Here is an 11,673-nt window from a genome sequence, read left to right as displayed (position 1 = left end):
CGGGAACGGTTCCGGGAACGGTTGCGTAAATTTATTGATCTTTTTCAAGATTATTTTTTGTATATCAACGAGCCAATGGTTAAACTACATTCACCAATGACGAAGTGCCCGTACCTGACACCACTACATATCCAGGAATTTTTCTATAATTAACCTAACCATTAAGTAATGGAAGCAAAATCTTTTACCAATGCATTGACGTCTGTTTACACACAGAAAAATGTATTGGAAAATTTGTTTGGCAGAGTTGTGGCGACCGGTGACTACCATGCTTTCCGGGAGTTATTTACACATCATTACCGGTCACTTTGTAATTATGCCATGCGTGTTGTGGTAACCCGGGAGATTGCCGAGGAAGTGGTATCTGATGTGTTTGTAAAACTTTGGAAAAACCGGGAACAAATTGAGGTACATACTTCTTTTCAGGCTTACATTTACCGAGCAGTACGCAACCAGGCCCTGGACTATCTGAAACTAAGAATTCACCGGCAAAATGAGCGAGAATCTCTCGAGTCGGTACAATGGAACATGACGCATGCTGATCATTTTTCGCCAGCTGATGAGTTATCGTTCAACGAATTTTACGAGCATGTAGAGGGATGTATCCAGGCACTGCCGCGCCAGTGTCAGCTGATCTTCCGCCTGAGCCGGGAGGAAGGGCTTCGTTACCGGGACATTGCAGAACGTCTGGCGATCTCCGTCAAAACGGTGGAAACACAGATGAGCCGCGCGCTCAAAGTCCTCCGCGAAAGGGTACCCGAGCACAGGCTCGTAGCCTGAGGCCGCCGCCACAACCCAGGGCTTCAGCCCTGGGAGGCGACCCAGGGAGACGGCACCCCGGGGAGACGGCACCCGGGAGGCGACTCCAGAGGAGGGCCGAGACCCAGAAAAAGCAGTATCAAACCAAATCCACCCAAAGCCAACAGCTGATAGCCGAAAGCCAAGGGCCAATAACAATATGGCATTAGAACAAACATGGCGCTGGTTCGGACCCAATGACCCCGTTTCCTTACAAGATATAAGTCAGGCAGGAGCAACCGGAATTGTAACAGCATTGCACCACATCAGAAATGGTGAAGTCTGGGAAGTTGAAGAAATCCAGGCGCGCAAAGAAATGATTGAAAAAGCCGGACTTACGTGGTCGGTTGTAGAAAGTGTGCCGGTGCATGAGGCAATCAAAACGCGCACCGGTGATTTTGAAAAATATATCATTAATTATCAGCAGACACTTGCGAACCTGGGTAAATGCGGCATTGATACCGTCTGCTACAATTTCATGCCCATTCTGGATTGGACCAGAACAGACCTGGACGCTCCGATGAAAGATGGCTCTACCGGCCTGAGATTCGATGCTGTTCATTTTGCCGCATTTGATCTTTACCTTCTGCAAAGACCTGAGGCAGGTGAAATTTATACAGAAGAGCAGAAACAAAAAGCAAAATCCTGGCTTGACAATGCTTCCCCGGAAGAAACAACCCGGCTGGTTAGAAACATTATCGCTGGGCTGCCTGGCTCCGAAGAAAGCTTTACCATAGAAGAATTCAGAACTGTACTGGATACTTACAAACATATAGGTGACCTGGAACTGCGTACACACTTGTACCAGTTCATCCAGGCAATAGGCCCGGCAGCGGAAAGCGCGGGCGTCCGGCTGGCCATTCATCCCGACGATCCTCCATATCCTATTCTCGGCCTTCCACGCGTCGTGAGTACTGAAAACGATGCAACACTCCTGCTGGAAGCATACGATAACGAGGCAAATGGCATTTGTTTTTGTACAGGATCATATGGCGTAAGGCCGGACAATGACCTGAGCGGAATGGTGAACAGGCTTGGTAACAGGATCCATTTTATTCATTTAAGAGCTACCAAAAGAGAGCCGGACGGCAGTTTTTACGAGGCCGACCACCTCGACGGAGACGTAGACATGTACAACGTGATGAAAGCGTTGCTGCATGAGCAAAAAAGACGTAAAACAGAAGGAAGAACAGACCTACGCATGCCGTTCCGCCCCGATCACGGGCATCGTATGCTCGACGACCTTTCGGCTACCAAAAGAACAAATCCTGGTTATACTGCAATCGGCCGTCTGCGCGGACTTGCAGAACTGCGCGGGCTGGAATATGGTATCGAAAGAACCCTGATATAAAGGCTGACCCACTAAAAGAAGAACTGAAAAGCGTATCCAATGACAACAATAGCAGCCAGTGTACAAAAAACCTTCATCTCTGAGGATTTCCTTCTGAGATCAGAAACGGCGCGAATCCTTTACCATGATTACGCCAAGGAAATGCCGATCATCGATTACCATTGCCACTTGCCGCCGGATCAGATTGCACGGGACAAGCAGTTTGAAAATCTTACGCAAATATGGCTGTACGGTGATCATTATAAATGGCGGGCGATGCGCGCGAACGGCATCAATGAAAGGTTTTGTACCGGCGACGCCAGCGATTGGGAGAAGTTTGAACAATGGGCGGCAACCGTGCCCTATACCATGCGGAACCCGCTTTATCACTGGACGCACCTGGAATTGCTGCGTTATTTTGATATCGATATTCTGCTCAATAAAGATTCCGCCAGGGAAATTTATGATGAGTGTTCTGCGAAATTAAAGCAACCGGATTTTTCCGTAAAAAGCTTATTGAACCGCATGAACGTGAAGGTGATCTGTACAACCGATGACCCCACAGACACGCTCTCATACCATAAAGAGATCGGCGAAAGTGGCTTTAACATCAAAGTATTACCGACTTTCCGGCCGGATAAAGCAATGTTGCTGATCGATTCCCCAGCGGAATTCAATCAATATCTTGCCAAACTGGCGGAAGCCGCTGGTACCGGAGAAATAACCACCTATGAAAGTCTGCTAGCGGCACTGAAAAACCGCCATGATTTTTTTGCTGCAATGGGCGGCAAATTATCCGATCACGGACTCGAGCATATCTATGCTTCTTTTAATGAAGAGGCTGCAAAACAAGCTTTCGCGGCAGCATTAAAAGGAGAAATTGCCTCCTTCGAACAACGTACCGCGTTTAAATCCATGGTACTATTTGATCTTGCCAAAATGGATCATGAAAAATCATGGACACAGCAGTTTCACCTGGGTGCACTTCGTAATAACAATGAAAGAATGTTACGAGAACTTGGGCCTGATACGGGCTGGGACTCTATCGGGGATTACAGTCAGGCGCAGGCATTATCTGCATTTTTCAACAAACTGGATTCGACAAACCAGCTGGCTAAAACAATCCTGTATAACCTCAATCCCGCAGACAACGAGGTGCTGGCAACCATGACGGGAAATTACAATGACGGTACAGTTGCAGGCAAAATGCAATTCGGGTCGGGCTGGTGGTTCCTGGACCAGAAAGACGGTATGGAACGCCAGATGAACGCCCTTTCCAACATGGGACTTCTAAGCCGTTTTGTGGGCATGCTGACCGATTCGCGGAGCTTTTTATCCTACCCAAGACATGAATATTTCCGCAGGATACTATGTAACCTGATCGGAAACGATGTTGAGAACGGAGAATTGCCAAATGATATTCCGTGGCTGGGAAAACTGGTCGAGGATATTTCCTATAACAATGCAAGAAATTATTTTGGGTTCTAAGGTAGGATCCGACTTTGATAACCTTAATAAAAAAATAGCCCGGACTCATGTTTAGGGCTATTTTAATGTTTAATACTTACTTTTGAAAGTTATTCAATTTAATTCAAGGCCTACAAGAGGATTTTTGTAAATACTCGGCCGATTGCTTCAGATATGGCTCAATTTATTTCCTTCGGCGAAGTCCTGATGCGGCTTTCCACCCCTGGTTTTTCACGTTTCGAACAAGCCCGCCAGTTGAATGTTACCTATGCGGGAGGTGAAGCAAATGTTTCCACGGCTCTCGCTTACTGGGGGCACCACACGGCACATGTCACCCGCTTTCCCGATTCCCCTATCGGACGGGCTGCTGCACAATACCTTCACTTCCACGGAGTTGACGTCTCGCATATTATTTATGGCGGGCCTCGCATGGCGGTGTATTTTCTGGAAACCGGCGCAGCGTTAAGAGGAAGCCAAATCGTATATGATCGCGCCAATTCTTCTCTGGCCGAAATAAACCCGAAAGAAATTGACTGGGACTCAATATTGAAAGATGCAAAATGGTTTCATTGGGCGGGTATTACGCCTGCGCTTTCACAGGGAGCAGCGGATGCACTTCTTGACGGGATCAAAACCGCCCGTAAATATGGCCTGACCGTTTCCGGCGATATTTTTTATCGTGCCAATTTGTGGAAATACGGTAAAAAGCCTTCCGAAATCCTGCCGGAGCTTACGGCCGGAACGGATGTCGTTATCGCAAACAGTGAAAATATAAAAGAGATATTTGGCATTGGAGGAAACGATTTTGTTGAATCCTGCGTCAATTTACAAAAGGCTTACCCTCAGGTAAAAACGGTTGTTGATACCAAAAGGACTTCATTAAGTGCGTCTCACAATCTTTTGAGGGCGTATCTGTGGAACGGCCGGGAATTGCTGGAAACAGACGATATTGAAATTAACCCGATCATTGACCGTGTCGGTGGCGGTGATGCTTTTATCGCCGGATTAATTCATGGCCTGATTACTTTCGACGATCAGCAGAAAGCATTGGAATTCGGAGTAGCGGCTTCGGCCTTAAAGCATACTATCGAGGGTGACGCACTGATCTCAACCATCGCCGAAGTGGAAGCAATCAGGCAAGGTGAAACATCAGGAAGAATCAAAAGATAATCAAAAAGCTAAATGCTGACAGCTCAAAGCTAACAGCCCAAAACTATGGATAAGGATACGATATTAGTACTTTTAAATGAGGTGGGTATTTTGCCCTTATTTTATCATGCCGACATCGAAGTCGCGAAGGAAATTGTGAATGCGAGCTACCGTGGAGGTGCACGTGCATTTGAATTCACCAACCGGGGCGAGAATGCATTTCACGTTTTCTCGGAGCTTCTTGCCTATACCAAAGAAAGTCTCCCTGGGCTGGCCATGGGGATCGGAACAATTTATGATCACGAAACAGCTCAGAGGTTTATTAATGCAGGTGCTGATTTTGTTGTAACACCCTGCCTCAATCCGGCTGTCGGCGAGGCATGTATCAATGCCAACATACCCTGGATTCCGGGTGTTTCAACCCTGACAGAAATTTACAATGCCCGGCAGGCAGGGGCTGAAGTTGTGAAATTATTCCCTGGCGACGTTGTAGGATCTGCATTTATAAAAGCGATCCGCGGGCCTATGCCGGATGTGAAAATCATGGTTACCGGAGGAGTTCAGCCAACCAAGGAAAGTATCGGAGAATGGTTTGGAGCCGGAGCGTACGCGGTGGGCCTTGGGTCCAACCTGTTTCCAAAGGATGTAATAGCAGAAGCAAACTATCCCTGGATCGAACAAAAAGTCGCTGAAAGTATCGCGCTTGTAAAGGAGTTTCGGGAGAAAGTGTAAGGGAAGCTCCGATTGTGTAATGCTGAAGTTACTGTCCTGCTGAGCGCACGGGGCCGCTTGGCGGTCGAAGCAGCTCGCGATTGAGCCCGTGCACTTCGACTGTCCTCGGTAGCACAAATAAATGTTTGACTATTAGTGCATTAAAACATCAATATCTGACAAAGGCAGTAGCGGGCAATCAATTTTTCAGCTGTTTAGCATCAAGCTTTCTGATAATTTCTTTTTTGCTGAATAATAACCTCCACACTGCAAAAGTAGAATCCGGCCCCGACATGCAGGCAGTACATATAGTGCTGCCAAGAAGTACCGGTGCATTGTACACCAAAAGCGTATCATTCAATTGCTGTAAATTATCACTGGCAACAGTTTTACTTTTGGCGCTATACAAATACGCTTCCAGGAGTTCCTTCTCTTTCGGGGCAAGGTCATCATTTTTTATATCTGCCGCGCCCAGCAGTTCGACTTTCACACCATATTCCTTTTCCAATGCGGCCACAACAGGAATTCTTTCCATGTTGCGGCACAACTCTGCTGCTTTTCCCGGATCCTTTTCGAGTTCTTTGATCAGCGATTTTTCAGCGATTTGCGTAATTTTCTTGCCCCATTCATCGGCTGAATAGATCAACTGCGTATTCGTAACTCTTTTGATCTGAGACGCTTTCATTTCTTTGGCGAGCTCCTTCGTATTTTCAACCCTGTTACCCAGATCACAACTCCAGATACTCGCAAGCATGATCACAAAAAATAAGATTCTGTTCATTTTTGAAACATATTATAACTTCTCAACACCATTCAACGAGTTGAAATTCACAAGATACGACGAACATGTCAAAACATTCATTTATCTAAATTGCGTATCTTTGTGCCCCGAATGAATAGTGCCAAAGATATTCAATAAGATGATCGATAAATTAGAAGCCATAAAAGAACGTTTCGAAGAAGTTTCGCAACAAATCGTACAACCCGAGATTGTGTCAGATTCGGCGCGTTACTCCAAAATTAGCAAAGAGTATAAGGACCTGGGCAAGATCGTTGACCAGTATACTATTTATCAGAAACTGCAAAAAGATATTGCCGGGACCAAAGAACTCATCGCTACCGAAAAAGATGAGGAACTGAGGGAAATGGCGAAGGAAGAACTTAACGAACTTACTCCCAAACTAGAAGAGCTGGAACAGGCGATCAAGGAATTGCTGATACCAAAAGATCCCAACGACAGCCGCAACATCATCCTCGAAATAAGGGGTGGTACGGGAGGAGATGAAGCTGCGATTTTTGCAGGCGATTTGTTCAGAATGTACCAGCGTTTTTTTGAAAAAATGGGCTGGCGCTCCTCCATTATGGATTTTACGGAAGGTACCAATGGCGGCTATAAAGAGATTATCTGTAAAGTAGAAGGCGAAGATGTATATGGAAAAATGAAGTTTGAGTCGGGTGTGCATCGCGTGCAGCGTGTTCCCCAGACCGAATCTCAGGGACGCATCCATACTTCTGCTGCTTCGGTTGCGGTCTTGCCCGAGGCGGAAGAGGTTGACGTTCAGATCAATATGAATGATGTCCGTGTTGATACTTTCCAGTCTTCAGGTGCTGGTGGGCAGTCGGTTAATACTACTTACTCCGCTGTTCGTTTGACGCATATTCCGTCGGGACTGGTGGTAAGCTGTCAGGATGAACGTTCGCAATTGAAAAACAAAGACCGGGCATTGAGCGTTTTGCGGTCGAGGTTATATGAAATCAAGCTGAAAGAACATAACGACGCGATCAGCTCCCAACGTAAATCGATGGTAGGAAGTGGTGATCGTTCAGATAAAATCCGGACATACAACTATCCGCAAAGCCGCATTACCGACCACCGTATCGGTTACACGGTTTACAATCTTCCCGCTGTAATGGAAGGAGATATTGCCGAATTTATTGAAAGACTGAGGATTGCCGAAAACGCTGAAAGAATGCAGGAAGGCGAGACGGTTTAATATTATTTTTTCGGATAAAGCGCATCATAGGTCTTCGATTTGTAAATTTCGAAGGCCTCTTTTTTGTGATAGTCTTCCCCAAAGAACGTGATCACCTGGTGAAATTCTTTTGCTTTCATATAACCTGGCAAAGGCTGGATCATCTGAAATTTATCATCCAGAAAAACCGTTGTGGGAAAACTCGGCTGGTTATTCGTTAATGCCAGGGCTAACTGGTGAATGCCCCTGCCTCCCTCCGACAAAAATTCAAACTTCTGATCGCCGAGTTTGATCGCTTCTTTTTGTTCGGCATTCAGTTTAACAGCATAAAACTTCTCGTTGACATAGGTAGCCACCGACTTATTTCTGAAAGTTTCCCGGTCCATTACCTTGCACCAGCCGCACCAGTCGGTGTAAACATCAATCAAAACCTTCCTGGGCTCCTTCTGGATTTTAGCATAAGCTTCTTCAATTGTCAGCCATTGAATCGCCTCCTCAGCCTTACTCGCGGTGTCCGAATTAAAGCTTGTCAGAACCGTCAAAACTGCCAGTGAGAGAAAGAAGTTAATAAAAAGCTTTTTCATCCTATTTTTGATTTCTCTTGGTAAACAAACATTCCTGCTAAATAATTGTCCATCGTTTCAAAATGATACTTTTTTATGAAGATAGAAAAAGTCATCCCTATCCTCCGCATTTTCGACGAAGCCAAGACAATGGAGTTTTACATCGGCTGGCTCGGTTTCACCATTGACTGGCAACACCGGTATGAAGACAATGCGCCGCTTTACATGCAGATATCAAAGGATGGATTAGTTCTCCATCTTTCGGAACATCACGGCGACGCTACGCCCGGAGCCAAGATTTTCATTGAATGTTCCGGAGTACGTGAACTACAAAAAGAGCTGAATGAAAAGAAATACAAGTATCACCGCCCCGGCCTGGTTCAAGAGCCCTGGAATGCAATTTCAGTGACAGTAGTAGATCCGTTTATGAACCGGATTGCATTTAATGAGAGAATAGAATCCTGATCAGTGGGTTGCTCAGCCTACGGATTTACAACAGGCTTCTTTTTTGAAGCAGAAATCAATATCCCCCCGGCGACGATCAGCAACATGCCGGTAAACATGGAAATGGTCGGAAAGGCTTCACCCATAAAAAATCCTATCAGCACCGAAAAAAGGATGTTGGAATAACCCACAGCCGCAACGCGGCCTGCCTTATCGTAAGTAAAAGATTGTGTGAGCATTCGCTGTCCCACCAGCGCTGTCAACCCTAGCCCGAGAAAAGCGCCCCACTGATAAATGTTTTCCGGCCACTTGAAAGTCCCGATCAGGAAGTCAAAGCCCTCCATAGGATGATAAGTACCTACCAGCATTGATATGATCGGCATTACAATCCCGCTCAGCATGAACGACAAAATGATCGCGCGGGTATCGTATACCACGCCCAACTGCCGGATGGACAGGTAAGAAACAGCAGTCAGCAAGGCATTGCCCAAACCCAGTGAATTATCCCGCCAGGAGAGCGAAAGATCTGGTCGAAAAACAAACAGAATGCCCGTGAATCCAACAAAAATGGCTGTCCATTCACTGGAATTCAATGTTTCGCCAATCAACAACCAGGAAAAAAGTGCCAGAAAAATGGGATAAGTATACTGATAGGTAGATGCCCGCCCAAGGCCGAGCGTCTGGATCGAATAAAAGAGCAGGTAGAGGGATAAAGTACCCACCACCCCCCGAAAAATAAGCAAACCAAGCTTGCCGCCATCCTGCCGCAAGGGCCGCCTCCAGATACTGGAAATGATAAAAACCACCCCGACAATATTCCTGAAAAATACCAGCTGTACAATGTGAAAATCCTTTCCCAGCCACTTGGAGATTGCAGAAGTAAGTGAGAAAAAAAAGGCTGCACCCAGCATCAGTAAAATGCCCTTTTGTGATGATTGTGCAGAAATGCGGTTAGATAAGGACGCCAACTTTCGAGATTTAAAAGCCAAAGATAACCCTTATCCCAGAGAGTCGAAAGTCAATCCGATTTCCTACCTTTGCAAAAGTTCTGGCGCCGCACGCTGTTTTATAGCAGACAAGGCTTAATAGGGAATTCCGTCGAACCGGAAGCTGTCCCCGCAACTGTAAGTCCGTCAAAGTTGATCCAATCCTCATTGCCACTGTTCCTCGGAGCGGGAAGGCCGCGGATCAATCGGACGAGCCAGGAGACCTGCCAACATGTTTTGTTGCTTTTGTTTTCGGAGGAAAAACAGGGTACTGGCTGTTCATTTATTCTCTCGGAGTGGTTATTGACCGGAGACATCTCGCCATTTTTTATGCTGCCCTCGGATTGTTTCTATCGGAAAATCTATTGGCACAAAATGATACTGTCCGGCTTGAAACGGTCATCGTAAAAGGATTTGCTCCTGAAAAATTCATGAGCGGGCTCAAAATCCAAAAAATAGATTCCACTACTTTAAGCCAGTTTCGTTTCCAGAATATCGGTGAGCTGCTCTCCTATCATACGCCTATTGCATTTAAAAACTACGGCCCGGGACAATTAAGTACTGCTTCCTTTCGGGGTACTTCCGCCAACCATACAGCGGTTTTATGGAATGGATTGAATATCAATTCGCCGACATTGGGGCAAACCGATTTTTCAACCATACCTGTCGCAGGATTTGACCAGCTTTCGATACAATATGGATCAGCAGCGAGCATTGTGGGTACCGACGCAGTGGGGGGAAGTATCTTGCTGAACAGCGTTTCACAGCCTAACGGAATTTTTGCTTTCGCAGCCGGGCAACTGGATAGTTTTCTGAACAATTACGGACAGACTGGCGCAAGATATGGTACCGGATTGACCAAAAACTGGGACTTTTCAGGGAAAACGACGATAAACTATTCATCGATGATCAATCAGTTTCAGCGACGGGCAAGAAAAGGTTATAGTTTTCTTCCATCCGAAACATTTCAGCAGGGATTGGTACAGGATTTGTTTTTTACATCTAAGGACAATCAGGAAATCTCGGCGCATATATGGCTGACAAAAAACAAAATGACAGTTGTCCCTGATGATAGCCAAAACAGGGAGCTCACACGCACGGAGGCATACCGGAGCATGGTTCGTTATCAGATAAAAAACCTGGCGTTCCGCACATCCTGGGTCCGTGATGTCATTGATTATGCAAAAGGCGACTATGCCAATCTGGATCACGCTTTTACGGATAAATTCTCAAATCGGGCGGAAAAGGATTTTACCTTTGATTTCGGACTTTCTGAAGGTAATGTCCAGGTCAAAGCAGGAGCCGAAATGACCCACTACCGGACGCATGTAAGCGGGTACGAAAAATCACTGATCACCGAAACCCGGGGCGATCTGTTTATGCTGACACGACTACTGGCTAATGCGCGCTGGCTGGTTTCGGCCAATCTCCGGCAGGCATTGATCACCAAGTATAATCCGCCTTTCACACCGTCGCTGGGCACTGAATATCAGTTGATACAAAACTTGAGATACCGGCTCAAAATCAGGGGATCTTATGCCAGAAGTTATCGTGTACCTACCCTGAACGAACGTTACTGGAAAGACCTCGGAAACCCGGATATCAGGCCGGAAAGCGCATGGAACAAAGAAATCGGATTTGAACAACGATATACTTCCGGTACAACTTCTGTTTTCACATCCTCCGTCACCGCCTATCACAACCGTGTTAAAGATTGGACTTACTGGAATCCTTCCAGGAATTACCATGTTGAAAACCTGCAGGAAGTATTGGCAAGAGGGATTGAAGTTCAGGCTGGCTGGCACGGAAATGAAGGACTGTGGAATTGGGGAGCAGATCTTGGTTATGCATACAATAGAAGCAGCCAGGAAAAGGTTTATGATGCGTATTCAGCGGACGTAATCGGGAAACAACTGGTTTTTGTACCCATTCATACCATGAATTTCAATGCTTTCCTCCAATATAAAAGTACACGCCTGAGCAGCCAGGTCCAATCGGGAAGCAAACGGTTCAGTACCTTTGACAACTCCCAGTTCTTGAACGGTTACACATTGACAAACATATTGATCGAGAACACTGTAACCTGGGATAAAACCAAAATGCGCATTCAGGGACAGGTAAACAATATCGGAAATACCTTTTATCTGAGTGTTAGAAACTATGCCATGCCCGGAAGGAGCTTTGCGGTGAACGTAATTGTGAGTTACAACGCCCCTTCAAAAGGCCCAAAGTATTTACTATAAATTAAATGA

Annotated in this window: 11 protein-coding genes and 1 riboswitch; of the genes, 8 read left to right on the top strand and 3 right to left on the bottom strand. The window is 46.1% G+C overall.

Annotated features, from left to right (window positions below; genetic code table 11):
* Window positions 1–168 precede the first annotated feature (168 nt).
* The 5 genes from FBF61_RS18195 (at window position 169) to FBF61_RS18175 (ending at window position 5,476) form a co-directional block, all read left to right on the top strand.
* Entirely contained in the window at window positions 169–780 is a 612-nt protein-coding gene (locus FBF61_RS18195; RefSeq protein WP_138479839.1) for an RNA polymerase sigma-70 factor, read from the top strand.
* Window positions 781–958: 178 nt separating this feature from the next.
* Window positions 959–2,149, top strand: coding sequence for a mannonate dehydratase (uxuA, locus tag FBF61_RS18190; RefSeq protein WP_138479837.1), 1,191 nt, complete (start codon window positions 959–961; stop codon window positions 2,147–2,149).
* Window positions 2,150–2,188: 39 nt separating this feature from the next.
* Window positions 2,189–3,616 carry a glucuronate isomerase gene (uxaC, locus tag FBF61_RS18185; RefSeq protein WP_138479835.1) on the top strand — a complete coding sequence of 476 codons (1,428 nt, stop codon included), beginning with the start codon at window positions 2,189–2,191 and terminating at the stop codon, window positions 3,614–3,616.
* A 153-nt stretch (window positions 3,617–3,769) separates the two neighbouring features.
* Complete coding sequence (locus FBF61_RS18180; RefSeq protein WP_138479833.1) at window positions 3,770–4,765, top strand: sugar kinase; 996 nt, start codon at window positions 3,770–3,772, stop codon at window positions 4,763–4,765.
* Window positions 4,766–4,810: 45 nt separating this feature from the next.
* Window positions 4,811–5,476, top strand: coding sequence for a bifunctional 4-hydroxy-2-oxoglutarate aldolase/2-dehydro-3-deoxy-phosphogluconate aldolase (locus tag FBF61_RS18175; RefSeq protein WP_138479830.1), 666 nt, complete (start codon window positions 4,811–4,813; stop codon window positions 5,474–5,476).
* 178 nt (window positions 5,477–5,654) lie between these two features.
* Here the strand turns inward: FBF61_RS18175 and FBF61_RS18170 are convergent, their stop codons facing one another.
* Window positions 5,655–6,236 carry a hypothetical protein gene (locus FBF61_RS18170; protein ID WP_166444557.1) on the bottom strand — a complete coding sequence of 194 codons (582 nt, stop codon included), beginning with the start codon at window positions 6,234–6,236 and terminating at the stop codon, window positions 5,655–5,657.
* 139 nt (window positions 6,237–6,375) lie between these two features.
* Between FBF61_RS18170 and prfA the strand changes: the two genes are divergently transcribed.
* Window positions 6,376–7,449: a peptide chain release factor 1 gene (prfA, locus tag FBF61_RS18165; protein WP_138479828.1), complete on the top strand. Its 1,074-nt coding sequence runs from the start codon at window positions 6,376–6,378 to the stop codon at window positions 7,447–7,449.
* Window positions 7,450–7,451: 2 nt separating this feature from the next.
* Here the strand turns inward: prfA and FBF61_RS18160 are convergent, their stop codons facing one another.
* A complete protein-coding gene (locus FBF61_RS18160) occupies window positions 7,452–8,012 on the bottom strand; it encodes a thioredoxin family protein (protein WP_138479826.1) in 561 nt (186 codons plus the stop codon).
* A 75-nt stretch (window positions 8,013–8,087) separates the two neighbouring features.
* Between FBF61_RS18160 and FBF61_RS18155 the strand changes: the two genes are divergently transcribed.
* Complete coding sequence (locus FBF61_RS18155; protein WP_138479824.1) at window positions 8,088–8,456, top strand: glyoxalase superfamily protein; 369 nt, start codon at window positions 8,088–8,090, stop codon at window positions 8,454–8,456.
* A gap of 17 nt (window positions 8,457–8,473) precedes the next feature.
* Here FBF61_RS18155 and FBF61_RS18150 read toward each other — a convergent pair whose 3' ends face one another.
* A complete protein-coding gene (locus FBF61_RS18150) occupies window positions 8,474–9,403 on the bottom strand; it encodes a DMT family transporter (protein ID WP_229215114.1) in 930 nt (309 codons plus the stop codon).
* Between the two features lie 64 nt (window positions 9,404–9,467).
* Window positions 9,468–9,667: riboswitch (cobalamin riboswitch) on the top strand.
* 119 nt (window positions 9,668–9,786) lie between these two features.
* Between FBF61_RS18150 and FBF61_RS18145 the strand changes: the two genes are divergently transcribed.
* Window positions 9,787–11,664, top strand: a complete 1,878-nt coding sequence (locus FBF61_RS18145) for a TonB-dependent receptor plug domain-containing protein (RefSeq protein WP_229215113.1) — start codon at window positions 9,787–9,789, stop codon at window positions 11,662–11,664.
* Window positions 11,665–11,673: the final 9 nt, after the last annotated feature.

Source organism: Dyadobacter bucti (genome assembly GCF_005869225.1).
Classification (GTDB): domain Bacteria; phylum Bacteroidota; class Bacteroidia; order Cytophagales; family Spirosomataceae; genus Dyadobacter; species Dyadobacter bucti.
Note: the sequence above shows the minus strand (reverse complement) of the source record. Positions and strands in the feature narration are given on the sequence as shown.

Bases quoted from the DNA above. Each gene is read 5' to 3' on its own strand.
- uxuA (WP_138479837.1), top strand. From the start codon at position 959: ATGGCATTAGAACAAACATGGCGCTGGTTCGGACCCAATGACCCCGTT.
- FBF61_RS18170 (WP_166444557.1), bottom strand. From the start codon at position 6,236: ATGAACAGAATCTTATTTTTTGTGATCATGCTTGCGAGTATCTGGAGT.
- FBF61_RS18155 (WP_138479824.1), top strand. From the start codon at position 8,088: ATGAAGATAGAAAAAGTCATCCCTATCCTCCGCATTTTCGACGAAGCC.
- uxaC (WP_138479835.1), top strand. From the start codon at position 2,189: ATGACAACAATAGCAGCCAGTGTACAAAAAACCTTCATCTCTGAGGAT.
- FBF61_RS18180 (WP_138479833.1), top strand. From the start codon at position 3,770: ATGGCTCAATTTATTTCCTTCGGCGAAGTCCTGATGCGGCTTTCCACC.
- FBF61_RS18195 (WP_138479839.1), top strand. From the start codon at position 169: ATGGAAGCAAAATCTTTTACCAATGCATTGACGTCTGTTTACACACAG.
- prfA (WP_138479828.1), top strand. From the start codon at position 6,376: ATGATCGATAAATTAGAAGCCATAAAAGAACGTTTCGAAGAAGTTTCG.
- FBF61_RS18160 (WP_138479826.1), bottom strand. From the start codon at position 8,012: ATGAAAAAGCTTTTTATTAACTTCTTTCTCTCACTGGCAGTTTTGACG.
- FBF61_RS18175 (WP_138479830.1), top strand. From the start codon at position 4,811: ATGGATAAGGATACGATATTAGTACTTTTAAATGAGGTGGGTATTTTG.